Raw genomic sequence first — 23,234 nt, 5'->3', positions numbered from 1 at the left:
CTTGTGGTCAGGCTCTCGTCAATCTTTGCTATGTTTTCTGTCAACAGTGCAGATGGGGAAACATATGAGTATCAAAGAGTGGCCAGCGGAGGAGCGCCCCCGCGAGAAGCTGTTGCTGCAGGGGGCGGCGGGTCTGTCCGATGCCGAATTGCTCGCCATCTTCCTGCGAACCGGGGTCAATGGTCAGAGCGCCGTGGATCTGGCCCGGCAATTATTGCGGGCGTTTGGTTCACTGCGAGCGCTGCTCGGTGCAGATCAACAGGCTTTCTGCGCCGCCCATGGCCTGGGGCCGGCAAAATATGCCCAGCTGCAGGCGGTGCTGGAGATGAGCAAGCGCCATCTGGCCGAGCAATTGCAGCGGGGTGATGCGCTCACCTCGCCCCAGCTGACCCGGGACTATTTGCAGGCTCAGCTCAGGGACAGGGCGCGGGAGGTGTTTGCTTTGTTGCTGCTCGACAATCAGCACAGGGTGATCAAGTTTGTCGAACTTTTCTACGGTACGCTGGATTCGGCGAGCGTCTGGCCCAGAGAAATCGTGCAGATAGCACTCAAACATAATGCAGCGGCCGTGATTCTGGCGCATAATCACCCGTCTGGCGTGGCCGAGCCCAGTCGGGCCGACCGTCAGATCACAGATCGCATCATGGCCGCCTTGGCCCTGATCGATATCAGAGTGCTGGATCACTTGGTGATCGGTGACGGCATCACGGTTTCTTTTGCAGAGCGTGGTTGGTTATAACCGGGCTCTGGCTCTGTATTAGTTGATCTTTGATCACGGATGCTGTATAAAATGCCGCCTTCTGTTTGCCCCGCAATCGAAGGCCAGCGGGGCAGATATTTGCTCGAGCAATGAAGTAAGATTTGGAGAGACTGACATGTCTAGAGTATGCCAAGTAACCGGCAAGCGCCCGGCAGTTGGTAACAACCGTTCGCACGCTAACAACGCTACCAAGCGTCGTTTCCTGCCGAACCTGCACACTCACCGTTTTTGGGTTGAGGGTGAAAAACGCTTCGTGAGCCTGCGCGTATCCGCAAAAGGCATGCGTATCATCGACAAGCGCGGCGTTGAAGTGGTTCTGGCTGAACTGCGTGCCAGCGGCGTTAAGGTATAAGGAATTAGATCATGGCTAAAGGTATTCGCGATAAAATTCGTCTGAACTCCAGCGCCGGTACTGGTCACTTCTATACCACTACCAAGAACAAGCGCACCATGCCCGAAAAAATGGAGATCAAGAAATTTGATCCCGTTATTCGTCAGCATGTGATCTACAAAGAAGGCAAAATCAAGTAACCACTTGAATTTGTCTCAAAAACCCGGCTTCGTGCCGGGTTTTTTTATGGCTCAAATTCAGTACACTGCCGACTAGAACGGAGGCTTGCCATGTTGAAATTGAGTCGTAAAGGCTGGAACAACGTCATCATCATCGCGGTATTGGTGGTGATAGTGCTGCTGCATCGCCTTGAGCAGGCCCAGCAAGAGAACAGCGCCCAGCGCTTGCACAACCTGTTGCCCGATGGTGCCGTGGTGCTGACCTGGAAAGGGCCGAGCTGGACCCTGGAGCGATTGGGTCAAGGCTGGCGCACTGTGCCGGATCTGGGGCTGGATAACCTGGCCCTGACCCGCCAGCTTGAACAATGGCAAGGCTGGCAGTTGCCGCCGAGTGAGCCGCTGCGTGGCAGTCCGGTCGAGTTCAGGCTCTGGTTGGCCGGACAGGGAGAACCTCTGAGGCTGGCCCTTTATCAGGACAATGGCCGTTATGCCGTTCGCCTGGGTGAGGAGCGCTGGCTGGCGCTTAGCGCGGAGCAGTATCGCGCCCTGCTCAAACCCACTCCCTGAGTCTGCGAGGATAAGATGCCCGAATTACCCGAAGTTGAAGTGAGCCGCCAGGGCATCTCTCCCTGGCTTACCGGCATCGAAGTGACCCGAGTGGTGGTGCGGGATGGTCGGCTGCGCTGGCCAATACCGGGGGAGATCCAGGAGTTGGTCAGTCTCACCATCCGCAGGGTCAGTCGCCGCGCCAAATACCTGTTGCTGGAGACCGATTTTGGCACTGCCATCCTGCATCTGGGCATGTCCGGCAGTCTGAGAGTGCTCAACATCGGCACCCCGGCCGAGAAGCACGACCATGTGGATATCGAGCTGGCCAATGGCAAGCTGCTGCGCCTCAACGACCCGCGCCGTTTCGGTGCCCTGCTCTGGACTCGCGAGCCCGCCGAGGCCCATGCCCTGCTCGCCAAACTTGGCCCTGAGCCCCTCACCGATGGCTTCAATGCCGATTATCTGCAGAGCCGGGCCAAGGGACGCAGCATAGCGATCAAGACTTTCTTGATGGATAACCATGTGGTGGTCGGTGTTGGCAACATCTACGCCAACGAGGCGTTGTTTGCCGCTGGCATTAGCCCCAGGCGGGCGGCAGGCGAGGTGAGTGGCGAGCGCTTGGCAACCTTGGTCGCCGAGATCAAGCGGGTGTTGGCCGCCGCCATCGTGCAGGGGGGCACCACCCTCAAGGACTTCACCAGTGCCGATGGCAAACCCGGTTATTTCGTGCAGCAGTTGCAAGTGTATGGCCGGGGCGGCCAACCCTGTTATCAGTGTCAGCTGCCACTGACCGAGATCCGGATCGGTCAGCGCACCACAGTGTTCTGCAGCCACTGTCAGCACTAGGACTTATTTGGGGAAGTTGTAAGCAAGTGTTGCCAGTCGATTGAAGTGCCAGAGCGTCATCCCTAGGATCGCCCTCCATTCAGGCAGTTGGAGAGCAAGGTATGACCAGCAACTCGTTCGGTTGGGAGCAACTATCCCGTCAGCCCCATTACGGCGCGCTAGCCATGGCGCGTTACCTCTACCCGGATGGTGGCAGTCGCTTGCACTTCAAGCGCGGCAAATTCGTGCTGCGCAGTCTGTTTTACCGCAAATCCATGAGCCAGGTGTTTGAACTGTTTCGCAGCGAACCACTCAAGGCCCTGCCAGGTCAGTATCCAGAGCTGCTCGACAAGCCGCTGCGCCCCTATCGTTTTGCCTGCTCCAATGCTCGCCAGCGGGCAGCCATGCTGGTCGAGCACTATCGCCTATTGCAACTCTGCTACCCGGAGTTGATAGCCCCTCTCTATCTGGCGGAGGGAATCGAGTTGGGCCTCTATCCCCAGAGTGGCTGCCGCATCCTGTTGCGTCACGATGGCACCTTCAGGCGCGAGGCCGAGCTGGCCGTCTCCATCATTGATAAGCAGGGGCGGCGGCTCTATAGCTGCGCCTTCTCCTTTGCCGGACAGCCTGATGCCCTGCGTCTGGTGATTGGCTCTGTGCAGGGCCCCGAACCCGGGGTTGCGCAGGCACAGGACAGGGTGCGGGAGCTGACCAAGGAGGGTCATGGTCTGAGACCCAAGTCCCTGGTGGTGATGCTGGTGCTGGGGTTGGCCGAGGCGATGGGAGCAGTGCGAGTCGATGCGGTGTGCAAGCGGGCTCATGTGTTTCAGGCCAGGCGCTACAGCAGCAAACAGAAGGCAAACCTGCAGGCGGATTATGACGAGTTGTGGCAGGAGTTTGGTGCGCAGGAGCTGGATAGCAACTTCGTGACCCTGATGCCCGCTGGGCGCAAGCCGCTGCAGGAGATAGCCTCGAAGAAGCGGGCCATGTATCGGCGCCGCTATGAGTGGCTGGATACCCTGGCGCTATCCGGCCGGGCGCTGTTTTACCGGGGCGAATGAAAAAGAGCAGGCCTGGCCTGCTCTTTTGCGATGAATCTTGTGGTTTAGGGGGCCTGGGTCACGACTTGGCGAGCTTGGCGGCGATCGCCTGGCAGACTCTGGGATCGACAAATTGGTGAATGTCGCCGCCGTGCAGGGCGACTTCTTTGACCAGGCTGGAGGAGATGAAGGAGTTCTCCTCGGCCGGGGTCAGGAAGACGCTTTCCAACTCCGGCATCAGCCGGCGATTCATGTTGGCAAGCTGGAATTCGTATTCGAAGTCGGAGACGGCGCGCAAGCCACGGATCAGTACATTGGCATGTTGCTCCCGGGCAAAATTGACCAGCAGGCCGGAGAAGCCGACCACGGTGACGTTGCCCAGATGAGACGTGACTTCACGGGCGAGGGCGACCCGCTCGGCCAGATCGAACAGCGGCCGCTTGCTGGGGCTGTTGGCGACGCCGACCACGACCTCGTCAAACAACTGGGCGGCACGGCCCACCAGATCGGTGTGGCCATTGGTGATGGGATCAAAAGTCCCCGGATAGATAACCCTGGTGCTCATGTGTTGGCGTCCTGCAACCGGAAAATTGGTCGCATTATAAGGTCGTCGCTTGAGAATAGCAGTGCATCAGGCAAGAATACCCCCATCGCGCATTCAGCCTCCCCGCTTTGGGTGTGGGGAGCAAAGGGATCTCTTATGAAACGCATTCTGGTCGTTCGCAATGACAAGATTGGTGACTTTATGCTGGCCTGGCCAAGTTTTGCCATGCTCAAGCACTCCATGAACTGCCATGTGACGGCCCTGGTTCCCGGCTACACGGCACCGCTGGCCCGGCTCTGTCCCTGGATTGACGAGGTGATCCTGGATCCGGGCGCCCAGGCCGACAAGGAGCAGCAGCGTGCTCTGCTGGCACGCATCAAGGCCGCCGCCTTCGATGCCTCTATCTGCCTCTTCTCCAATACCCGCAATGCAAAATTGGTGTGGAAAGCCCATATCCCTTATCGGCTGGCGCCGGCGACCAAGCTGGCGCAAGTGCTCTACAATCAGCGGCTGGTGCAGCGCCGCTCTCGCTCCCAGAAGCCGGAGTATGAATACAATCTCGACTTGATCCGTCACTTCCTGACCGATCAACAGGCGAAGGTGATTGAGCCACAAGCGCCCTACTTGCGCTTCGATGGCCAGTCCCTTGTGGAGGTACGCAGCCAGACGGCGCAAAAGCTGGGCCTCGATGTAACGCGTCCCTGGTTGATGGTCCATGCCGGCAGTGGCGGCTCGGCCAATAACCTCTCCATCGAGCAGTACGCGCGGCTCATTATCAAACTCAACCAGGCTTGTCCCGAGCTGCAGTGTGTACTGACCGCGGGCCCAGGGGAGGAGAGCAAGGCGGAGCAGTTGGCGGCCGAATTGCTGGCCCATGGCGGCAATGGCTGGATCTATCGCTCGGATGAAGGCTTGCCCAAGTTTTGCCAGGTGCTGGCCAATGCCGCTCTGTTTATGGCCGGTAGCACAGGCCCTCTGCACATTGCCGCCGCCCTGGATGTGCCGACGGTGGGCTTCTTCCCGGCCCATCGCTCTGCCACGCCGCTGCGCTGGCGCCCCCTCAATCAAGAGGGACGCCACCTGGCCTTCAGCCCGCCGGAGGACAGCGATCATCCGGAGGACATGAGTCAGCTCGATCCCAAGACCATGGCCAGTGCCATCGCCCAATGGGGCAAGCCGCTCTGGCAGGCGAGCTGATCGGTGACAGAAATGATTCAGGGCCCATTATGGGCCCTGATGATAACCTGTTGGTCAAGTGGGTCGGTTAGACGACCGGGTTTTCCCAATCTTTCTTGGGCGGTTGCAGACGCTGCTGGCAGAAGTAGGCCTGACGGATCAGCTTGGAGGCCATGGTAATGCCGAGCATGATGAGGCCGCGTTTGCCATCGAGGAAGGCGCGCTGACGAATACCGTGACGCCATAGCACATCGACGATGCACCAGGCGAAGTCATACCAGCGGCCCCCTTTCATTTCTCGGCCAACGGCGCGTTCGGCGTAGCGTTGGGCCCGCATCACCGCATCTTTGATGTCGGCATAGGAGTCATGGCGGCAGATGCCCTTGAGTTTGCCGACCTTGCCGTCCGTGACCAGCTTGTCGTGATAGAGGTCCATCTTGCCCTCCATGCGCCACTGATCGCTGCGCACCAGGCGCAGACGCCATTCCGGCTGATACATGTGATGCAGCCAGCCGCCGAGGAACCAGATCTTGCGCTGGAATTCCCAGGCACTGATGGTCAGATCGTCTGCTTGCAGCACCCGTTCCATGTCGCTTCTGAGCTCGGGCTCGAGGGATTCGTCGGAATCGAGCAGCAGGATCCACTTGGCCGGAGCACACTGTTCCATGGCGAAGACTTTCTGCTTGAGCGGGCCGGGCCAGGGACGTTCGATGACGATGCAGCCGCGCTCGGTTGCATACTCGCGGGTGCCATCGGTGGAGCCTGAATCGACGACCACGATACGCTGCGCCAGCCCTTGCACACTGTCCAGTACCATTGGCAGGCAGCGCATGCTGTTAAAGGTGGTCAGGGCCACCGCCAGGGTGACAGCTTCTTGTTGTTCCATGGAAATAACCGGCAAAGGGAGGTGAGCCCCATTCTATCCTGATTCAAGTTTGGTGGGCAAAGTTTGACTTGCCGCAGGGGGTCACGGAAAATCGCCGGATATGATTTGCTCGCCAAGCATGAGTTGTGCAGATTTATGGCTGTGGCAATTAATTTATTGGCAGCCAGGATGAATATTCACCCGGACCAGGGTGTTATTCACCCCTGTCGCAGGCAGCCCATCCGCGGGTGTGACTGGCTATAGGAGCACGGCTGACGGGTCGGCCGGCAGCCGACTCGGTTATCGATGTTATTCCTTGATGAGATGATGCATGAACTCCAAGCGTTTCGTATTCGTGATTGAAGATTTGTATGGTGGCGGCGCGCAGAAGTCTCTCATCAACACGGCGGAAGGGCTGCGTCAACGCGGTCATCAGGTGACTGTCTTCATACTGCGTGACCTGATCGAGCATCGTCTTCCTCCCGACCTCGAGGTGATCAACCTGGCGCTGGTCAATGGCATCACCAAGGCTATCTCCAATGTGCTGGTCGAAAAAGGGCAGGCCTGGTTCATCGCCCGGGCCATTCACCGTCTCGATCCCCATGTGGTGCTCTCCTGCTCCTGTGACAAGATCACTCGCCATATCAAACACCCCAACCTCTGGTTCTGGGTGAAGAGCAACATGCTCGCCTCCCGCTATACCGCCAAGAGCAAGGCGAAAGCCAAGGCCAAGCTGCAGCGCTTCTACAATGGCCGCAAGGTGATCGGCTGCTCTCAGGGAGTGGTCGACGGTTTGCTGCAGGATGCCGAGCTCAAACCTGAGCGTATCCTGGCCATCTATAACCCCTATGAGCGAGATGGCTTCGTGCGCATGGCTGCCGAACCCGCCGCTGTGCCGACCGGGGACTATCTGATCAACGTGGGCACCTTTGAGCATCGCAAGCGTCATGATCGGCTGTTGCGAGCCTATAAAGCCAGCGGGGTGAGCACTCCCTTACTGCTGCTTGGCAAGGGCAAGCCGGAAGAGGAGGCGCGATTGCGATCGCTCATTCGTGAGCTGGATCTGGAGGCGCAGGTGATCCTGCCCGGCTATCAGACCAATCCCTATCCTTATATCAAGCATGCCAAGGCGTTGATCCTCACCTCGGATGGGGAGGGGTTACCCAGGGTATTGATCGAGTCGCTGTTTCTGGGTACTCCCATCGTCAGTGTCGATTGCCCCTCTGGCCCGAAAGAGATACTGACCGGTGAGCTGGCCGCCTTCCTGGTGCCATTGCAAGATGAGGTGGCGCTGGCCGATGCCATCGCCCGGATGGATGAAGCCCCCGTGACGATTACGGCCGACTATTATCAGGCCTTCCTGGCCGAGAGCGTACTGCCTCAATTTGAGGCCCTGTCCCTGCCTGACCGAGCACCATAAATTGGATAAAAACATAATAAAAAGTCTGGATGGGCAATGGAGCAGCGTCCCTGGGGAAGGGATGACCCCCTATTTGAGAATGCTGGGGGTGGCCTGCCTGCTTATCTATGCGCTCTGTCGTATCTGGTTCGGTGGCATAGGCAAGGCGATGGAAGTCGGGTTCCTTGCCATGACGCTGCTGCTGATGCTGAGCTCCCACAGGCGCATGGGTCTGGACGTCTACTTCAAGTTTGTGTGGCTGGCGTTGCTGGTCCAGCTCATCCCCTGGCTACTGGGCCTGCTGGAACCGACCGTCATTACCAGCTCAAACCCCCATCTCGATCGGCTGACCAAGATCTTCTTCTTCTTTGCCACCGCCGTGTTGCTGGCGGGCAGGCTGCGCAATGTCTTCTGGTTGTGGGGCATCGCCGCCTTGGGACTGCTGCTCGCGGTGTTGGCTACGCCAGCCGACTGGAGCACCTGGAAGCAAGGCTTGTCAGGGCAGAGAGTCGATTTTGGCATCCGCAACGCCCAGCATATCGCCATGTATTTCGGTACCCTGATGCTGGGTTGCCTCTGTTTTAGCCAGCGTTGGTTATCGGTCGGTGCACAGCGCTGGTGGCGGCTGCCGCTCTGGGCTGGGGTGCTGGGGGTGGCGGTACTGGGGATCATCGTGACCCAGACCCGGGCCATTTTCATCGCGATTTTCGCGGCTCTGCTGCTGGCTCTGGTGTTCTGGATCTGGCTCAAGCGACCGCGCTGCTGGGTGCTGGCGTTGCTGCTGATGGGCACAGCCCTGTTATTTGTCAGCTTGGGACAACGGGGTCTCTCCCATGTCGAGAAACGGTATGAGCAGGAGGCCCCTGTCATTCAGCAGCTATTGCATGGTGACTGGGACGATATCCCCTATACCAGCGTTGGAATACGGGCCAACACCTGGAAAGTGGCTGCCGACAAGATAGCTGAGCGTCCCTGGTTTGGCTGGGGCTCCCAGGCCCGCAGTCGGGTCATCAGTCATTCCGATGTGTTGCCAGACTGGGTCAAACAGCAGTTTGGTCATCTGCACAACTACTTCCTCGAAGTTCAGCTCAGCTATGGCTTGGCTGGTTCGCTCATGTTGCTCGCCCTGGCCATTGTCATCGGCCGTGACTGCTGGCTTACCTGGCGAGCACGGCTGATGCCGACCGATGTACTGGTGTTCGGTTTCTGCTTCTTCGTCTTCTGGGTCATTGTGAACAACTTTGAGTCCTATATGTCGTTTGGTACCGGTACCTTCGTGTTCAACATCATCCTCGGGGGTCTGATCACTCTCTGCTGGCGCCGCCGCTATCCGCAGGGTTGTACGGATCAAGTCAGATGAAGCGCATTCTGATCATATTGCGTCGCTTGCAGGCAGGAGGCATAGAGCAGGCCACTATCACGCTGGCCAACGCCATGGTAGCCCAGGGTCATGAGGTGCATGTCTGGGTGCTGCGTGGCGAGGCCAGACTGATGCCGGATCCCGCGGTGCATCTCCATGCGGGCGGTGATATCGAGCGGGAAGCCCGGCGCGGCTTGTTGGGGCTGAGTGGCGATCTGCTCGGGCGGGGTCTGCTCAAGCATCTGCTGCCTGGCTCGGGCTTCGTCTGGACGGGCTGGCGCACCAGCGCGCTGGCCAGACGCAGGATCGCCGAGTGGGAGGCGCAATATGGTGCCTTCGATCAGATCCTGATCCGGGGCCAGGGAGCATTCGAATTGTTGTGGGACTTGCATGACCCACGCTGCTGGCAACTGGTGGAGGGACCTTCTTCCAAGTTGCGCCACTATCGATTCGGCGGCTGGCTCGCCGCCAAGCTGTTCCAGGACAAGCAGGTGATCTGCGTTTCCCAGGGGATCGCCGAGGTGCTGCAGCAAACCCTGTCACACTTCTCGGTCCGGCCGGCACGACAGACGGTGATCCACAATGGTGTCCCGCTGGCACGGGTGCGTCGGCTGGCGCAGCTCGCTCAAGATCCCCCCATTACGGGGCCTTTTCTGGTGCACGTGGCACGCCTGGTACCGGTGAAGGATCAGACTCTGCTGCTGCGGGCCTTCAAGCGGGCCGAACTCGATTGCAAGCTGGTGATTATCGGAGAGGGTAGCGAGCGAGCCCCGCTGGAGCGGCTGATACAGACTCTGGCGCTGGATGGGCGAGTGATACTGCTCGGCCATCAAGCCAATCCCTATCCCTGGGTTGCAGGGGCCGAGGCCTTCATACTCAGCTCCAGGACCGAGGGACTTGGGCTGGTACTTATTGAAGCCCTGGCCTGCGGCACCCAGGCCGTTGCCACCGATGTACCGGGTGGCATTCGCGAGGTGCTGATCGAAGAACAGACCCGCTTGTTGGCCGCCCATGATGAGGTCGCCCTGGCCGCCAAGATGCGTGAAGCCCTGGCTGACCCTGTCCAGATCCAGCCCCACTGGGTTGACCGGTTCGACGATGGCGAGATTGCCCGCCGCTTCCTCGCCCTCATTGAGGATTAAATCATGACGATGCTGGATCACAGTTACCCCCTGGCCCCAAGCTGGGTTTCCCCCGTCACGCTGTCGCCGGATGGCAAGCTGGATGCGAGCGCCGTGGGTGAGCTGGTCAATCACACCCTGTTGCTGGAGTTTGGTTATGAAGCGACCCACAAACGGCGCCAGGGTCGCATCGGCATCGCCGGGGCAGAGTCTGGCCAGCCGCAGTTCTTCGAGGCGAACCAGCGTGGCCGGCGTTTCCTCAATCTGACCGGCTTGACCCGGCTGGACGAGATAGCGCTGCAGGGACGGGATTGTCGCTGGCAAGCAGAGGCCCGCCTGTTGGCCTTTGCCAATCCGGTACTGGAAGATGGGCCCGTGCTTATTCTCTCCCCTCATCCGGACGATGCCGAGCTGGCCGCCTTTGGCCTCTACAGCGACCATGCCGAACGCAGTTGGATAGTGACCCTGAGTGCGGGGGAGAAGCTTGGCCGGCTGGATCGCCAATATATTCCCGGCCTGGATGGCGACTTGGCGAGCGCCTCGGCGCGCAAGGGGATGATCCGGGCCTGGAACAGTGTGACCACGCCTCTGCTGGCTGGGGTGAGCGCGGCTCGCCTGTTTTGCCTGGGTTACTTCAATGACAGCCTGGCAAAGCTGGTGGCTGACCCGGACAGCCTGGTCGCCCATGCTCAGTTACCCGAACTGACACCGGCGCCGTTTCGGCGCTGGAATCCCCAACCCTTGCCGGGTGACGAGCAGGCTGCCAACCGCGGCCGGTTGCTGGTGGCCGATCTCGCGGCGCTGCTGATGCGGGTGCGGCCGAGCAGCGTCCTGGTGACCCACCCCGAGGTGGATCCCCATGGCGACCACGTTGCCACTGCCCAAGCCTTGGCGCTGGCTATCCAGCAGAGCGGGCACAGCCCGTCCCGGGTGCTGCTCTATGCGAATCACCTGCGCAAGGTCCATGATTTCCCTTATGGCCCCGAGCATGCGGGCACCACCTTGCCCCCCTGGCAGAGTGAACATTCCAGGCTGGGGCCTTGGCACTGTTACAGCCACCCCCTGACGCTGGCGCGCCAAAAAGAGAAAGTGGTCGCCATGGAGACGATGCACGATCTGCATGCCAAGGAGCGGCTGGAGAAGCGGTTCAAACGCTGGTGGGGCCGTACTGTCAGACGAGATGGTTATCATCACTATGGTCTGCACAGCTATTTTCAGACTCACATAAAGGCCCATGAGGTGTTCAGCTGGGTATCTGGCGACGACTTCGTGAGCGGCATGTTGCAAGACGCAGGAACAGAACAAGCATGAAGATATTGGTGATCGGCCCCTCCTGGGTCGGCGACATGGTGATGTCCCAGAGCCTCTACAAGGCGATCAAGGCCAACCACCCGGACTGTGAGCTGCATGTGATGGCGCCGGCCTGGTGCAGGGCTCTGCTCGAACGCATGCCCGAGGTGGACAAGGCGGTCGCCATGCCCCTGGGTCACGGTGATTTCAAGTTGGGGGAGCGGCGTCGGCTCGGCAAGCTGCTGGCTGCCGAGAAGTACGATCAGGCCATCATCCAGCCCAACTCCATGAAGTCGGCACTGATCCCCTGGTTCGCCAGGATACCGGTGCGCACCGGCTGGAAGGGGGAGCACCGCTTCGGCCTGCTCAACGACATGCGCAGCAACAAGTCTGCCTTTCCGCTGATGGTAGAGGCCTATCTGGCGCTGGCCTATCCCAAGGCGCAGATGAAGAGCCGGGCCGATATTCCCGTCATTCCCCATCCGTCGCTCAATGTCGATCTGGTCAATCAGGGCAAGGCGCTGGAGCGATTGGGGCTCAGCAGTGCTCGTCCCGTACTGGTGCTCTGCCCAGGCGCCGAGTTCGGTCCGGCCAAGCGCTGGCCGGAAGGGCACTATGCTGTGGTGGCGCAGAAGCATCTGGATGAGGGTTGGCAGGTATGGATCTTCGGCTCGGGCAAGGATGTGCCTGTGGCCAATACCATCCGCGAGCGGATCAACCCCCTGTCACGGCCCAACTGCCATGTACTGGCGGGCAAGACCAGCCTGTATGAGGCGATCGATCTGATGGCGCTGGCCGGGCGGGTCATCTCCAATGACTCCGGCCTGATGCACATCGCCGCCGCCCTCAACCGGCCGTTGATCGGGGTCTATGGCTCCACCTCGCCGCTCTATACGCCACCGCTGGCAGACAGGGTCGAGATAGTGCACACCGACATCGAATGCCGTCCCTGCTTCAAGCGCACCTGCAAGTTTGGTCACCTCAAGTGCCTGATTGAGCTGATGCCGGAACAGGTGATAGAGGCGGGCAAGCGGTTGGAGTGCGGCGAGTCGGCGGCTCAGCCGATAGCGCTACAGCTGGTTGACCCACCGCATTTTGTTGCCAATGCGGGCAAGCGGTCGGAGCCGGAATAGCATGCTCTATCGGCTGCTCTACAACCTGCTGATCCATCTGGGTTTGCCGTTGGCGCTGCTGGCGCTCTACAAGCCGAAGCGAGGCAAGCCGGGGTTTGGTGCGCGCTGGGCCGAGCATCTGGGCCGCGTACCGCCGACCGGGCAGGAGGCGCCACTCTGGATCCACGCGGTCAGCGTCGGTGAGACCCTGGCCATCAGCCCTTTCATTCGCGCCCTCAAGGCCGAGCGGCCGGACTTGCCCATTCTGCTCACTACCACCACCCGCACCGGCGCCGAACAGGCGGAAAAACTCGGGGATCTGGTGGTGCACCGCTATGCGCCCCTCGATTACCCCTGGGCGATCGCCGCCTTCCTCAAGCGCTTCCAGCCTCGTGCCCTCTGGATAATGGAGACCGAGCTGTGGCCGAACTGGCTGCACGCCTGCGCCCATCATCACTTGCCTGTTACCATCATCAATGGGCGTCTCTCCGAGCGATCCTGCCAGCGTTATGGCCGCTTTCAGGGGGCCTTTGATGCATTGAGTCGCCCGCTCAGTCTGCTGCTCTGCCAGCATCAGGATGATGCGGACCGCTTTCATCGGCTCGGCATAGGCAAAGAGAGGTTGGCGGTGACGGGCTCCATCAAGTTCGATATCCAGTTTGGTGATGAGGTGCAGAGCAAGGGCCACGCCCTGCGCCTGGCCCTGGGCGCCGAGCGACCGGTCTGGATCGCCGCCAGCACTCATCAGGGGGAAGACGAGCAGGTGCTGGCCGCTTTCGATCGGGTGTTGGTGGCACACCCGACCGCCCTGCTGATCCTGGTGCCGCGTCACCCGGAGCGTTTCGACAGCGTGGCGGCGCTGTGCGCCTCTTATGGCTGCGTGCGTCGCTCTCAGCATCAGCGTCAGGCTGAACGGGTCGAAGAGGGCGACAAGGTCTATCTCGGCGATACCATGGGGGAGTTGCCACTGATGCTGGCGGCGGCCGATCTGGCCTTCGTCGGCGGCAGTCTGGTGAAGGTCGGCGGTCACAACCTGCTGGAACCGGCGGCCCTGGGCAAGCCCTGCCTGACCGGACCCGCTTACTTCAACTTCAGTGATATCACCCGTCAGTTGGTGGCTCAGGGCGGGGGCCTGGTGGTGGCCGATGAGCACGAGTTGGGAAACCGGGTGAGCGCGCTGCTCGCCGACGGAGGCGCCCGCCGCACCATGGGTGGGCAGGCCCGCGCCGTGGTGCTGCGCAATCAAGGGGCACTGGCGCGCACGCTCTCCCGCTGTTTAGCCAGCCTAGACGGTGATTAAGCTGCAAGGCTAGAACCTGCCTGACTGGCAGCCTCCATTTTTCTGGATAGACTTTGAGGGCGGGTGCACTATCCAAGGAGAATGAGCATGGGTGGACACAAGCCGGATTACGAGCTCGACGATGACTGGGAGCCGGAATCCTGGGAAGAGCAGTTGGAGGAGTTGGACGACGACAGTTGGCAGTTTGACGACGACCTAGACGACCAATGATACCGGGTAGTACAAGTTCAGGCGGGCCAAGGGCCCGCCTGATTTGTTTGGCACCCGCAAAGCGGGCTTGGTGGTGGGGCATCGGCTCGTTAGAATGAAAGCCCGAATGACGCTCAAGGATGAAGATGCGCCCATTACTCATACTCTGCGCCGCCCTGCTTGGCGGCTGCGTTTCCAACTCGGATGACCCCTGTGAAAAGCAGTGGGATCAGGTTGGCGAAGCCGATGGCAAGCTGGGGTTTACCGAACAGAGGGTCGAGTTCCATCAGACCCAGTGCGGTATCAAGGTCGATGAAGCTCTCTGGGAACAGGGCCGCAAGAGGGGATTGGCCTGGTATTGTCGCCCCGAGCACCTCTATCTGGCGGGGCGCTCAGGCGAGGAGTATCGCGGGGTCTGCCCCAATGATGCGCAAGCGCGCAAGCTGTTTGCTCAGGGGCGCCAGAGCTGGACAGATCAGTAGAGGTTCAGGGGGCATGGTGAGTTCACCCTGCCCATGATGGTGCTGAGCCACCGCCTCCTGCCGATCCGGGTGACAGGAAGGAGGCCGGGTGACTACTCCTTGAGGCGCAGCGGCTGGCAGAGGTAGCTCTTGTCATTGGCGCTGCGGGCGCATTTTCCGCAGATGAACTTGGGTTTGCGCACTATCTTGCGCAGGGCCTTGAGATCGAAGGGGATCTCGTGGCGGCGCCACTCACAGAGGGTCTTGTTGCCCATAGGATCCGACCACCTTGGCTAATGTATCGCCGTATTCTAATCGATTTGCATTACTAATACAGTGGGCCCGCAACGGGTTCACTGGTAGAGGAATTTGGTGAAGATCAGCTCCTTGACCGCCTTCTTGCCCGTCTCACGCACCAGCAGTTCATTGACTCTGGCCTCGCACTCCTTGCGCAGCTCTTCGCGGCTAGGGAGAGACTTGATCTGTTCGGCGGTCTTGCTGCCCATCAGCCGTATGATGGCGTCACGGATCAAGGGATCATGGGTCTCCAGCAACTTGAGATCCCCATGGTTTTCGGCCATGAGCTCGACGGTGACCCGCACATAGCCCAGGGTCTTGCCCTCGCTCAGGTAGTTGGTGATGATATCCGGCTCCAGGGGATGGTAGGCAACCCCATCCTGTTGGGCGGCGGCATCGGTGGTGGACTCTTCTGCCCAAGCCGGGTTGGCCAGCAGAACAAGCAGCAACATGACGAGCTGGCGAGCGTGTTTCAGTACATAGGGCATGGTAGGGGACTCAGACTGGTGAGATGTCCCATTTTTGATGTTGCCTGCTGGGGCGTCAAGCACGGATTTCCTTACATTTTTCGATCGATTTACGGATAATAAACCGGATTTTAACCTGATAACGGAACTCTCTGGATGGTGATGCGGTGAAATCCGAGCTGACTGTTCCCCTCATGCGGATAAGCGACTGGCTGGCGCCAGCCAGTGCCATGCCGCCAGCCGAACTGGCCCCCTGGCTACTCGATACCGGGTCCATGACGGCGCGTCTGCGCCGCCACAATACTCACTTCTCTCTGGAGCTGCTCGGTCACCACCACCAGGCACTGACGCCGGATGAGCAGGATCTGCTCGGTGTCGTGACCGGACTGCGGCGGGAGGTGATTCTGCATGGGGATGGCGGACCTGCCGTCCTGGGTTGGACTCTGTTTGCCGATGCGGCCCTGAGCGGCGCCGCACTCGACCAGCTGGGCGAACAACCCTTGGGCGATCGCATTTTCGGGGTGGCCCCCGCTCAGCGTGACGGCCTGCAGCTGGCCCGTTTCGAGCTGATGGGTGAGGCTGGCGTGGTCTGGGGGCGACGCTCACGGCTCTATCTCAACGGCTGGCCCCTCTTGGTGCATGAGGTATTGCTGCCCGGATTGGGATGCGCGATGCAATCCTCCCCTCGACAACTGGGGTGATGGAGAGGCTCCGGTTGCCCCAGAGCGGGGCGTCAGCCCTCAGGCTGCTTTCTCTGTCAGCCTTGATTTTCCCGAATTTATACAAGGAGTTGCTGTGACTGTATTGACCAAGGAGCGTGGCCTGGCCTATGCCCAGCTGGCCCGGCTCGACAAGCCGATCGGCACGCTGTTGCTACTCTGGCCGACCCTGTGGGCGCTCTGGCTGGCGGCCGACGGCCTGCCCAATCTTGGTACCTTGCTGGTGTTCGTGATCGGGGTCTTCTCCATGCGTTCGGCGGGTTGTGTCATCAATGACTATGCGGACCGCCATTTCGATGGCCATGTGAAGCGTACCGCGGGTCGGCCTCTGCCCATGGGCAAGGTGAGCCCGAGAGAGGCGCTGTTGCTGTTTGCTGTGCTGGCGCTGCTCTCGTTTGCCCTGGTGCTGACCCAGAATGCGCTGACCATAGGTCTGTCGTTTGCCGGTCTGCTGCTGGCTGTCTGCTACCCCTTCATGAAGCGTTTTATCTCCATTCCCCAGCTGGTGCTCGGTCTGGCTTTCTCCTGGTCCATTCCCATGGCCTATGCGGCGGCGGCCGATGCGCTGCCACCGGTAGCCTGGCTCATCTTCCTGGCCAACTTGCTGTGGACCATCGCCTATGACACCCAGTACGCCATGGTGGACAGAGATGATGACCTGCGACTCGGCATCAAGTCGAGCGCCATACTGTTTGGTCGCTTCGACAAGTTGATCATCGGAGTACTGCAACTGGCGACCCTGCTGATCCTGCTGGGGATCGGCCAAATGATGGCGCTAGGCGCCAGCTATTACTGGTGCCTGCTCGGTGCCGCCATCCTGTTTGTCTACCAGCAGCGACTCATTCGCGAGCGAGATCGCGCGGCCTGCTTTCAGGCTTTTTTGAACAACAACTATGCCGGCGCCCTGGTGTTTGCAGGTCTGGTGTTGCACTACTGGTAAACCCTGGACGATTGAGTGCAATGAAGGCCGCCCGTGCGGCCTTCATTGCATTGGTGTGGGCCGCGTCATGGGGGCGCGGCATAGACAAGGGGCCCCGTGCTGGGGCCCCTTGGTTCTTGCTTTGCACTCCCATTCAATCAGCGGGTCTGGCTTACTGGTTGCCCGCCCGTATGGTGCGGCGGATCTTGTTGCTGAGCAGGGGCAGTATGTTGTCGGCCAGGGCCTGGAAGCGCCCGAGGTCGGGCTTGCTGCCCGAGTCCAGATACCCTTCGCTGCGCAGGGTATGGATCAGGGTGCTAAACAGCTTCTGGTCGAAGAACTCGGGGGCATTGATGCCATGCAGAGTACCGAGTCGCTCCGCCATCATCAGGCCGTCAGCCTCCAGCTGTTCAGCTTCTATGCGAGGCTGGGCAAGCATGCGAGTCAGCACTATGGCATAGCGCTGCAGCGTCTCCTGGATACTCTCGGCCAGCAACAGCAGGCGCATCTGGTTACCGAGATTGACCCAGTGACCGCCATCTCGGGACTCGATCAGTTGCTGGCGTTGCAGCTCGGCCAGCAGGGCATCGATCAGACTGGGCAGCTCATCCTCTTCATAACGCAGGAACAGCTCCGTCTTGAGCAGGGGATAGATGTCGATGCAGCGAGCCACAATCTCGTTGCGAGAGATCCCCTCGCAACGCTCGATCAACGCCGCCACCAGTGAGGGTAGGGCGAACAGGTGCAAGATATTGTTGCGGTAGTAGGTCAGCAGGATCGCCTGATAGCGGTCCAGGCTGATGATCTGCCCCAGCTTGTCTTCGCTGACCTGAAACTTGTTGAGCTCCATGGCCTGATCCAGCAGATCCTTGGCATCCGCTTCCGGCAAGGTGCTGTGCTCGCTGTAGGGTACCTGTTTGAGCAAATCCAGATAGGTATTGAGCTGGGCCTGCAACTCGTCGCGGGTCAGGGCATGACGCTCGGCGGCCAGCAGTGCCAGGGCGCTCAGGGTCAGGCCGTTGACGGCGGCGGCGTCATTGATGCGGGTCATCAGCAGCTCGGCCAGCCGGGTGACGGTGGGCGCCATCCAGTCCGGGCGTTCGTCCCGACCAATATCAGCCTTCCATTCGGGCACATGCTCGTTGAGATAACCATTGAGGGTCAGCGGCTCACCGAAGTTGACGAAGCCGCGGCCATAGTTGCGCAACTTGCGCAGTATGCCCAGCACTTGCAGGAAGCTCTCCTTCTCCTTGCGGCTGCCCTTGAGCTCGTTGTGGTAGGTGTTGACCTCCATCACGTGTTCGTAGCCCAGATAGACGGGGACCAGGGTCACCGGCCTGTCCAGGCCACGCATCATGGCCTGCAGCGTCATGGCCAGCATGCCGGTCTTGGGGGGGAGCAGGCGACCGGTGCGCGAACGTCCGCCCTCGGTGAAGAACTCCACCGAATAACCCTTGGCAAACAGCAGGTTGAGGTATTCACGGAACACAGTGCTGTAGAGGGGGTTGCCCTTGAAGGTGCGGCGAATGAAGAAAGCACCGCCACGGCGGAACAGGGGACCGGCTGGCCAGAAGTTGAGGTTGATGCCCGCGGCGATATGAGGCGGCACCATGCCCTGGTGGTAGATGACGTAGGAGAGCAGCAGATAGTCCATGTGGCTGCGATGGCAGGGCACATAGACGATCTCGTGGCCCTCCTGGGCCAGTTGCCGCACCTTTTCGGCGCCATTGACCGAGAGGCCGCGGTAGAGTTTGTTCCAGAGCCAGCCGAGGAAGCTCTCCCCCAGCCGGATCAGCCGATAGGAGAAGTCAGACGCGATCTCATCCATGTAGTCATGGGCGCGCTTCTGGGCCTTGTCGAGGCTGATATTATCGCGCTCAGCCTCTTCCTCTATGGCCTGCTGAATCACCCCGGAGTCCAGAAGCTGCCTGAATAGCAGGGTGCGATTAGGCAGCTTGGGGCCGGTCGCGGCCAGCTGCTGGCGGCTGAAGTGGATGCGAGCCACCCGCGCCAGCTTGTGGGCGATGGCCTGATCTGTGCCATGTTTGTCAGCCATCTGGCGCAGGGAGAGCGGCGGCGAGAAGCGCACCAGGTTTTCCCGGCCCTTGAGGATCACGATCAGCGCCTTCTTGAGCCGGTTGGGGGCCAGGCTACTGATGATGTTCCAGCCGGAGGCTTCCTCTCCTTCACGACCCGGGGCGCGGCCCCAGAACAGAGTGATGGGCACTATCTGTACGTCCAGCCCGGCATCACGCTTATGCAGATCCAGTAACTGCTGAAACTCTTGCAGGAAGGGGAGTGGCTTGCTGCGAGCACCAAACAGGGGGGGTGGCCGGTCGAGGCAGACGTAGCGAGGTACGGTTTCTCCTCCCAGTGTCAGGGGGGTGAAAGGGCCTGGCAGGTCGAGATCTTCACAGCACTGCTGAAGGGTCAGCAGATCGGTGATTGAACTGGTTTTCAGGGCATAGACTATGGGTCTGGCCGGGTCCAGGTCGAGCTCTGCGATGGGATTTTCCGGCAGGCTCTTGTGATTGACCAAGCCACTGACCGGCCACTGCAGTATGGCTCTGGAAATTCTCTGCCCAAGGGACATATGCGTCTGCTCTCCAAAAAAAGGCGGCGTGAGCATAGCAAATCATGCCGTGCTTGTCGCCGAGAGGTACGATGAGTCCGCGTTAGGGGGCGGGATCCGGGTTATTTGAGTTCAGAGCGCGACAATTGTCAGTCGAACCTTGCCTTGGTCAACACACTGTATATACTGCCAGTGTGCTGTATAAAAAAACAGGTGACAATCTTATGAAACCCCTTACTCCCCGCCAGGCTCAGGTGCTGGATCTCATCAAGGCCAACATGAGCGAGACCGGTATGCCGCCGACGCGTGCCGAGATCGCCCAGAAACTCGGCTTCAAGTCGGCCAATGCTGCTGAAGAACATCTAAAAGCCCTGGCCAAGAAAGGGGCCATAGAGATACTACCAGGCACTTCCCGTGGCATTCGTCTCTTGCTCGACGATGTCGAGGCGGCAGCGAACGAAGATCAGGGTTTACCGCTCATCGGCAAGGTCGCGGCCGGCGAGCCCATCCTGGCCCAGGAACATATCGAGAGCCACTATAAAGTCGATCCCGCTCTGTTTCACCCGAGAGCCGACTTCCTGCTGCGCGTGCAGGGCATGAGTATGAAGAACATCGGTATCATGGATGGTGATCTGCTCGCGGTACACAAGACCCAAGAGGTTCGCAACGGTCAAGTCGTGGTGGCGCGCCTCGATGAGGATGTGACCGTCAAACGCTTCCAGCGTAAAGGTAGCCAAGTGTGGCTGCTACCCGAAAACGAAGAGTTACAACCCATCGCCGTCGATCTGGCGAGTCAGCATCTCACCATCGAGGGGTTGGCGGTTGGCGTGATCCGCAACGCCGACTGGATGTAACCCCGGGCCCCGTTGAGGGGCCTTGTTATTCCCGCCTGTTTTTTCAAATTCTTTTTTAACACTTTTTTCACACATTCTCATTTGCTGCTTTACTTAACCTGTCGATTGGCACCAAAGACCAATCTCAGGGAAGAAATGCCCGACAGGGCAGCGCTAAAAATGGGGGCAGAGTGAAAAGAGTCCTGATTACTCTCTCAATATTCCTGTGTGCCTGGAGCGGTGTTGCGCTCGGCAATGGTATGCGCTTCAACATGACGGAGGGGGTCAGCGCCGTCAGTCGTAACGTTTATGACTTGCACATGACCATTCTCATCATCTGCGCCTTGATAGGTCTGGTGGTGTTCGGGGTCATGTTCTGGGCCATCTGGCACCATCGGCAGGATAAGGGAGCGAAAGCCGCCCATTTCCACGAGAGTACCAGAGTCGAGATCCTCTGGACCCTGATCCCTTTCCTCATCCTCATTGGCATGGCCATTCCGGCCACTCGTACCCTGATCGCCATGGAAGATACAACCGATGCCGACCTGACTGTGCAGATAACGGGGTCGCAGTGGAAGTGGCATTACCGCTACTTCGATGATGGCGTCGAATACTACAGCCTGCTGGCGACGCCTCAGGCGCAGATCGATAACAAGCGCAACAAAGGAGAGAACTACCTGCTTGAGGTGGATCGCCCCTTGGTGCTGCCCACTGGCAAGAAGGTACGTTTTCTCATCACCTCCCAAGATGTGATCCACTCCTGGTGGGTGCCCGCTTTCGCGGTGAAGAAGGATGCCAACCCAGGCTTCATCAACGAGGCATGGACCCGTATCGATCAACCCGGTATCTATCGCGGCCAATGTGCCGAGTTGTGCGGCAAGGGACATGGTTTCATGCCCATAGTGGTTATCGCCAAGCCTGAGGACGAGTTTAATCAGTGGTTGAGCAAGACCCGAACCGAGCAGCTGGCGGCCAAGGAGCAGGAGCAGAAACTGCTGGCCATGACCATGAGTCGGGACGAACTGATGAAACTTGGCGAGAAGATCTATCTGGGCCACTGCGCTGCCTGCCATATGGCGAATGGAGCAGGGGTGCCAGGTGCTTTCCCCGCTCTCAAAGGCAGCCCCATTGCGATGGGCCCCAAGGCGGATCACCTGGAGCGGGTGCTGCACGGCAAACCAGGGACGGCCATGCAGGCCTTCGTCAATCAGCTAAGTCTGCAGGAGCTGTCAGCCGTGATCACCTATGAGCGCAATGCCTGGGGTAATAACAAGGGCGATGAAGTGCAGGCCAAGGATGTAGATGCCTTCCTCAAGGGAAAAACCAGGTAGGAGAGAGCAAGATGAGTGTCGTCACGGATGTCGATCATCAGGCAGAACATGGCCATAAGCCCAGAGGCTTGCTGCGTTGGTTGTTGACCACCAACCACAAGGATATTGGAACCCTCTATCTCTGGTTTAGTTTCGCCATGTTTTTGACCGGGGGAGCCATGGCCATGGTGATCCGGGCCGAGCTGTTCCAGCCGGGATTGCAGCTGGTTGAGCCCGCCTTTTTCAACCAGATGACCACGGTTCACGGTCTGGTGATGGTATTTGGCGCCGTCATGCCCGCGTTCACCGGGTTGGCCAACTGGATGATCCCCATGATGATTGGGGCACCAGACATGGCATTGCCGCGCATGAACAACTGGAGCTTCTGGATACTGCCATTCGCATTCCTGATCCTGCTGGGGTCACTGTTCACCGAGGGTGGGGGCCCCAATTTCGGTTGGACCTTCTATGCGCCGCTCTCTACCCACTACTCCCCTGACAGCACGGCACTGTTTGTCTTTTCCATCCATATCATGGGGATCAGCTCCATCATGGGGGCCATTAACGTCATAGTGACCATCTGTAACCTGAGGGCGCCAGGCATGACCTGGATGAAGCTGCCTCTGTTCGTCTGGACCTGGCTAGTGACTGCCTTCTTACTGATCGCCGTCATGCCCGTGCTGGCCGGCGTGGTGACCATGGTGTTGACCGACAAATATTTCGGTACCAGCTTTTTTGATGCAGCCGGAGGTGGGGATCCCGTCATGTTCCAGCATATCTTCTGGTTCTTCGGTCACCCCGAGGTCTACATCATGATATTGCCGAGTTTTGGCATCATCTCGGCCATAGTCCCCACCTTCTCTCGCAAGCCGCTGTTTGGCTATAGTTCCATGGTCTATGCCACCGCCTCGATTGCCGGGCTGAGCTTCCTGGTGTGGGCTCATCATATGTTCACCACCGGCATGCCGGTGTTCGCCGAACTCTTCGTCATGTATTGCACCATGCTCATTTCGGTGCCAACTGGCGTGAAGGTATTCAACTGGGTGGCTACCATGTGGCGCGGGTCGCTCAGCTTTGAGGTGCCCATGCTGTTTGCCATTGCCTTCATAGTGCTGTTTACCATGGGGGGATTCTCCGGGCTGATGCTGGCCATCACACCGGCGGACTTTCAGTATCACGATACCTACTTCGTGGTGGCACATTTTCATTATGTACTGGTGACGGGGGCCATTTTCTCCATCATGGCTGCGGCGTATTACTGGCTCCCTAAATGGACAGGGCACATGTATGACGAGCGGCTCGGCCAGTGGCATTTCTGGTGTTCCGTCATCTCGGTCAATGTCTTGTTCTTCCCGATGCATTTCCTCGGTCTGGCAGGCATGCCACGGCGGATCCCTGATTATTCAATCCAGTTTGCCGATGTGAACAGCATCGTCAGCCTGGGGGGATTCGCATTCGGTCTGTCCCAATTCATCTTTCTCTACGTGGTGTTCAAATGTATCCGAGGTGGCGCCGCCGCACCAGCCAAACCCTGGGATGGTGCCCAGGGTCTGGAGTGGGAAGTGCCATCGCCAGCGCCATACCACACCTTCACAACTCCTCCCGAGGTGAAGTGA

The 23,234-nt window shown here is 59.5% G+C and carries 25 protein-coding genes; 20 read left to right on the top strand and 5 right to left on the bottom strand.

All coding sequences use genetic code 11. The features are described from left to right. Nucleotides 1–64: 64 nt before the first annotated feature. From radC to BN1130_RS14210, 6 genes are all read left to right on the top strand, one after another. Nucleotides 65–739, top strand: a complete 675-nt coding sequence (gene radC, locus BN1130_RS14230; RefSeq protein ID WP_042042767.1) for a RadC family protein — start codon at nucleotides 65–67, stop codon at nucleotides 737–739. Between the two features lie 136 nt (nucleotides 740–875). Next, nucleotides 876–1,112, top strand: coding sequence for a 50S ribosomal protein L28 (gene rpmB, locus BN1130_RS21750; RefSeq protein ID WP_005321271.1), 237 nt, complete (start codon nucleotides 876–878; stop codon nucleotides 1,110–1,112). Between the two features lie 11 nt (nucleotides 1,113–1,123). After that, nucleotides 1,124–1,291, top strand: a complete 168-nt coding sequence (gene rpmG / locus BN1130_RS14225; protein WP_005323752.1) for a 50S ribosomal protein L33 — start codon at nucleotides 1,124–1,126, stop codon at nucleotides 1,289–1,291. Nucleotides 1,292–1,381: 90 nt separating this feature from the next. Further along, on the top strand, nucleotides 1,382–1,837 hold the full coding sequence (locus BN1130_RS14220) for a hypothetical protein (RefSeq protein ID WP_042042766.1): 456 nt from the start codon (nucleotides 1,382–1,384) through the stop codon (nucleotides 1,835–1,837). A gap of 15 nt (nucleotides 1,838–1,852) precedes the next feature. Further along, nucleotides 1,853–2,665, top strand: coding sequence for a bifunctional DNA-formamidopyrimidine glycosylase/DNA-(apurinic or apyrimidinic site) lyase (gene mutM / locus BN1130_RS14215; RefSeq protein WP_042042765.1), 813 nt, complete (start codon nucleotides 1,853–1,855; stop codon nucleotides 2,663–2,665). Nucleotides 2,666–2,829: 164 nt separating this feature from the next. Further along, on the top strand, nucleotides 2,830–3,705 hold the full coding sequence (locus tag BN1130_RS14210; RefSeq protein WP_042042793.1) for a VirK/YbjX family protein: 876 nt from the start codon (nucleotides 2,830–2,832) through the stop codon (nucleotides 3,703–3,705). Between the two features lie 58 nt (nucleotides 3,706–3,763). On the opposite strand, the gene coaD is transcribed toward BN1130_RS14210, so the two are convergent. After that, complete coding sequence (gene coaD, locus BN1130_RS14205; RefSeq protein ID WP_042042764.1) at nucleotides 3,764–4,249, bottom strand: pantetheine-phosphate adenylyltransferase; 486 nt, start codon at nucleotides 4,247–4,249, stop codon at nucleotides 3,764–3,766. 135 nt (nucleotides 4,250–4,384) lie between these two features. Here coaD and BN1130_RS14200 point away from each other — a divergent pair, with 135 nt between their 5' ends. Beyond that, complete coding sequence (locus BN1130_RS14200; protein WP_042042762.1) at nucleotides 4,385–5,425, top strand: glycosyltransferase family 9 protein; 1,041 nt, start codon at nucleotides 4,385–4,387, stop codon at nucleotides 5,423–5,425. A gap of 67 nt (nucleotides 5,426–5,492) precedes the next feature. Here the strand turns inward: BN1130_RS14200 and BN1130_RS14195 are convergent, their stop codons facing one another. Beyond that, nucleotides 5,493–6,290, bottom strand: a complete 798-nt coding sequence (locus BN1130_RS14195) for a glycosyltransferase family 2 protein (RefSeq protein ID WP_052448237.1) — start codon at nucleotides 6,288–6,290, stop codon at nucleotides 5,493–5,495. Between the two features lie 310 nt (nucleotides 6,291–6,600). Here BN1130_RS14195 and BN1130_RS14190 point away from each other — a divergent pair, with 310 nt between their 5' ends. The 8 genes from BN1130_RS14190 (at nucleotide 6,601) to BN1130_RS14160 (ending at nucleotide 14,522) form a co-directional block, all read left to right on the top strand. Continuing rightward, the gene (locus BN1130_RS14190; protein ID WP_042042759.1) at nucleotides 6,601–7,689 is read left to right on the top strand and encodes a glycosyltransferase; all 1,089 of its coding nucleotides are present in this window, start codon (nucleotides 6,601–6,603) and stop codon (nucleotides 7,687–7,689) included. 61 nt (nucleotides 7,690–7,750) lie between these two features. Further along, nucleotides 7,751–9,028, top strand: coding sequence for an O-antigen ligase family protein (locus tag BN1130_RS14185; protein WP_084218219.1), 1,278 nt, complete (start codon nucleotides 7,751–7,753; stop codon nucleotides 9,026–9,028). Further along, nucleotides 9,025–10,170, top strand: a complete 1,146-nt coding sequence (locus tag BN1130_RS14180; protein ID WP_042042757.1) for a glycosyltransferase — start codon at nucleotides 9,025–9,027, stop codon at nucleotides 10,168–10,170. Before BN1130_RS14185 ends, BN1130_RS14180 begins: the two co-directional genes overlap by 4 nt. A 3-nt stretch (nucleotides 10,171–10,173) precedes the next feature. Next, on the top strand, nucleotides 10,174–11,460 hold the full coding sequence (locus BN1130_RS14175) for a PIG-L deacetylase family protein (protein WP_052448235.1): 1,287 nt from the start codon (nucleotides 10,174–10,176) through the stop codon (nucleotides 11,458–11,460). Continuing rightward, nucleotides 11,457–12,572 (top strand): lipopolysaccharide heptosyltransferase II, encoded by a 1,116-nt coding sequence (waaF, locus tag BN1130_RS14170; RefSeq protein WP_042042755.1) that lies wholly within the window; start codon nucleotides 11,457–11,459, stop codon nucleotides 12,570–12,572. Before BN1130_RS14175 ends, waaF begins: the two co-directional genes overlap by 4 nt. Before the next feature lies 1 nt (nucleotide 12,573). Beyond that, the gene (gene waaA / locus BN1130_RS14165) at nucleotides 12,574–13,851 is read left to right on the top strand and encodes a lipid IV(A) 3-deoxy-D-manno-octulosonic acid transferase (RefSeq protein ID WP_042042754.1); all 1,278 of its coding nucleotides are present in this window, start codon (nucleotides 12,574–12,576) and stop codon (nucleotides 13,849–13,851) included. 87 nt (nucleotides 13,852–13,938) lie between these two features. Further along, the gene (locus tag BN1130_RS23065; protein WP_152435948.1) at nucleotides 13,939–14,061 is read left to right on the top strand and encodes a hypothetical protein; all 123 of its coding nucleotides are present in this window, start codon (nucleotides 13,939–13,941) and stop codon (nucleotides 14,059–14,061) included. 125 nt (nucleotides 14,062–14,186) lie between these two features. Then, nucleotides 14,187–14,522 (top strand): DUF2799 domain-containing protein, encoded by a 336-nt coding sequence (locus BN1130_RS14160; protein ID WP_042042753.1) that lies wholly within the window; start codon nucleotides 14,187–14,189, stop codon nucleotides 14,520–14,522. Between the two features lie 92 nt (nucleotides 14,523–14,614). Here BN1130_RS14160 and BN1130_RS22315 read toward each other — a convergent pair whose 3' ends face one another. Both BN1130_RS22315 and BN1130_RS14155 read right to left on the bottom strand, forming a co-directional pair. After that, nucleotides 14,615–14,776 (bottom strand): hypothetical protein, encoded by a 162-nt coding sequence (locus tag BN1130_RS22315; RefSeq protein ID WP_157014033.1) that lies wholly within the window; start codon nucleotides 14,774–14,776, stop codon nucleotides 14,615–14,617. A gap of 78 nt (nucleotides 14,777–14,854) precedes the next feature. After that, the gene (locus BN1130_RS14155) at nucleotides 14,855–15,274 is read right to left on the bottom strand and encodes a flagellar basal body-associated FliL family protein (protein WP_042042789.1); all 420 of its coding nucleotides are present in this window, start codon (nucleotides 15,272–15,274) and stop codon (nucleotides 14,855–14,857) included. A 158-nt stretch (nucleotides 15,275–15,432) separates the two neighbouring features. Between BN1130_RS14155 and BN1130_RS14150 the strand changes: the two genes are divergently transcribed. Together BN1130_RS14150 and ubiA are read left to right on the top strand one after the other, a co-directional pair. Continuing rightward, nucleotides 15,433–15,966 carry a chorismate--pyruvate lyase family protein gene (locus BN1130_RS14150; protein ID WP_042042752.1) on the top strand — a complete coding sequence of 178 codons (534 nt, stop codon included), beginning with the start codon at nucleotides 15,433–15,435 and terminating at the stop codon, nucleotides 15,964–15,966. A 94-nt stretch (nucleotides 15,967–16,060) separates the two neighbouring features. After that, nucleotides 16,061–16,924, top strand: coding sequence for a 4-hydroxybenzoate octaprenyltransferase (gene ubiA, locus BN1130_RS14145; protein ID WP_042042751.1), 864 nt, complete (start codon nucleotides 16,061–16,063; stop codon nucleotides 16,922–16,924). Between the two features lie 151 nt (nucleotides 16,925–17,075). On the opposite strand, the gene plsB is transcribed toward ubiA, so the two are convergent. Continuing rightward, entirely contained in the window at nucleotides 17,076–19,496 is a 2,421-nt protein-coding gene (gene plsB / locus BN1130_RS14140) for a glycerol-3-phosphate 1-O-acyltransferase PlsB (RefSeq protein WP_042042788.1), read from the bottom strand. A 203-nt stretch (nucleotides 19,497–19,699) separates the two neighbouring features. On the opposite strand from plsB, the gene lexA reads away from it, so the two are divergent. The 3 genes from lexA (at nucleotide 19,700) to ctaD (ending at nucleotide 23,234) form a co-directional block, all read left to right on the top strand. Beyond that, a complete protein-coding gene (lexA, locus tag BN1130_RS14135) occupies nucleotides 19,700–20,329 on the top strand; it encodes a transcriptional repressor LexA (protein WP_042042748.1) in 630 nt (209 codons plus the stop codon). 170 nt (nucleotides 20,330–20,499) lie between these two features. After that, nucleotides 20,500–21,639: a cytochrome c oxidase subunit II gene (coxB, locus tag BN1130_RS14130; RefSeq protein ID WP_042042746.1), complete on the top strand. Its 1,140-nt coding sequence runs from the start codon at nucleotides 20,500–20,502 to the stop codon at nucleotides 21,637–21,639. An 11-nt stretch (nucleotides 21,640–21,650) separates the two neighbouring features. Further along, nucleotides 21,651–23,234 carry a cytochrome c oxidase subunit I gene (ctaD, locus tag BN1130_RS14125; RefSeq protein ID WP_042042744.1) on the top strand — a complete coding sequence of 528 codons (1,584 nt, stop codon included), beginning with the start codon at nucleotides 21,651–21,653 and terminating at the stop codon, nucleotides 23,232–23,234.

Source organism: Aeromonas rivuli (assembly GCF_000820045.1).
GTDB classification, from domain to species: domain Bacteria; phylum Pseudomonadota; class Gammaproteobacteria; order Enterobacterales; family Aeromonadaceae; genus Aeromonas; species Aeromonas rivuli.
Note: the sequence above shows the minus strand (reverse complement) of the source record. Positions and strands in the feature narration are given on the sequence as shown.

What these genes read in the sequence shown, in the direction of transcription:
- radC (WP_042042767.1), top strand. Translation starts at nt 65, where the DNA reads ATGAGTATCAAAGAGTGGCCAGCGGAGGAGCGCCCCCGCGAGAAGCTG.
- rpmB (WP_005321271.1), top strand. Translation starts at nt 876, where the DNA reads ATGTCTAGAGTATGCCAAGTAACCGGCAAGCGCCCGGCAGTTGGTAAC.
- rpmG (WP_005323752.1), top strand. Translation starts at nt 1,124, where the DNA reads ATGGCTAAAGGTATTCGCGATAAAATTCGTCTGAACTCCAGCGCCGGT.
- BN1130_RS14220 (WP_042042766.1), top strand. Translation starts at nt 1,382, where the DNA reads ATGTTGAAATTGAGTCGTAAAGGCTGGAACAACGTCATCATCATCGCG.
- mutM (WP_042042765.1), top strand. Translation starts at nt 1,853, where the DNA reads ATGCCCGAATTACCCGAAGTTGAAGTGAGCCGCCAGGGCATCTCTCCC.
- BN1130_RS14210 (WP_042042793.1), top strand. Translation starts at nt 2,830, where the DNA reads ATGGCGCGTTACCTCTACCCGGATGGTGGCAGTCGCTTGCACTTCAAG.
- coaD (WP_042042764.1), bottom strand. Translation starts at nt 4,249, where the DNA reads ATGAGCACCAGGGTTATCTATCCGGGGACTTTTGATCCCATCACCAAT.
- BN1130_RS14200 (WP_042042762.1), top strand. Translation starts at nt 4,385, where the DNA reads ATGAAACGCATTCTGGTCGTTCGCAATGACAAGATTGGTGACTTTATG.
- BN1130_RS14195 (WP_052448237.1), bottom strand. Translation starts at nt 6,290, where the DNA reads ATGGAACAACAAGAAGCTGTCACCCTGGCGGTGGCCCTGACCACCTTT.
- BN1130_RS14190 (WP_042042759.1), top strand. Translation starts at nt 6,601, where the DNA reads ATGAACTCCAAGCGTTTCGTATTCGTGATTGAAGATTTGTATGGTGGC.
- BN1130_RS14185 (WP_084218219.1), top strand. Translation starts at nt 7,751, where the DNA reads ATGACCCCCTATTTGAGAATGCTGGGGGTGGCCTGCCTGCTTATCTAT.
- BN1130_RS14180 (WP_042042757.1), top strand. Translation starts at nt 9,025, where the DNA reads ATGAAGCGCATTCTGATCATATTGCGTCGCTTGCAGGCAGGAGGCATA.
- BN1130_RS14175 (WP_052448235.1), top strand. Translation starts at nt 10,174, where the DNA reads ATGACGATGCTGGATCACAGTTACCCCCTGGCCCCAAGCTGGGTTTCC.
- waaF (WP_042042755.1), top strand. Translation starts at nt 11,457, where the DNA reads ATGAAGATATTGGTGATCGGCCCCTCCTGGGTCGGCGACATGGTGATG.
- waaA (WP_042042754.1), top strand. Translation starts at nt 12,574, where the DNA reads ATGCTCTATCGGCTGCTCTACAACCTGCTGATCCATCTGGGTTTGCCG.
- BN1130_RS23065 (WP_152435948.1), top strand. Translation starts at nt 13,939, where the DNA reads ATGGGTGGACACAAGCCGGATTACGAGCTCGACGATGACTGGGAGCCG.
- BN1130_RS14160 (WP_042042753.1), top strand. Translation starts at nt 14,187, where the DNA reads ATGCGCCCATTACTCATACTCTGCGCCGCCCTGCTTGGCGGCTGCGTT.
- BN1130_RS22315 (WP_157014033.1), bottom strand. Translation starts at nt 14,776, where the DNA reads ATGGGCAACAAGACCCTCTGTGAGTGGCGCCGCCACGAGATCCCCTTC.
- plsB (WP_042042788.1), bottom strand. Translation starts at nt 19,496, where the DNA reads ATGTCCCTTGGGCAGAGAATTTCCAGAGCCATACTGCAGTGGCCGGTC.
- lexA (WP_042042748.1), top strand. Translation starts at nt 19,700, where the DNA reads ATGAAACCCCTTACTCCCCGCCAGGCTCAGGTGCTGGATCTCATCAAG.
- ctaD (WP_042042744.1), top strand. Translation starts at nt 21,651, where the DNA reads ATGAGTGTCGTCACGGATGTCGATCATCAGGCAGAACATGGCCATAAG.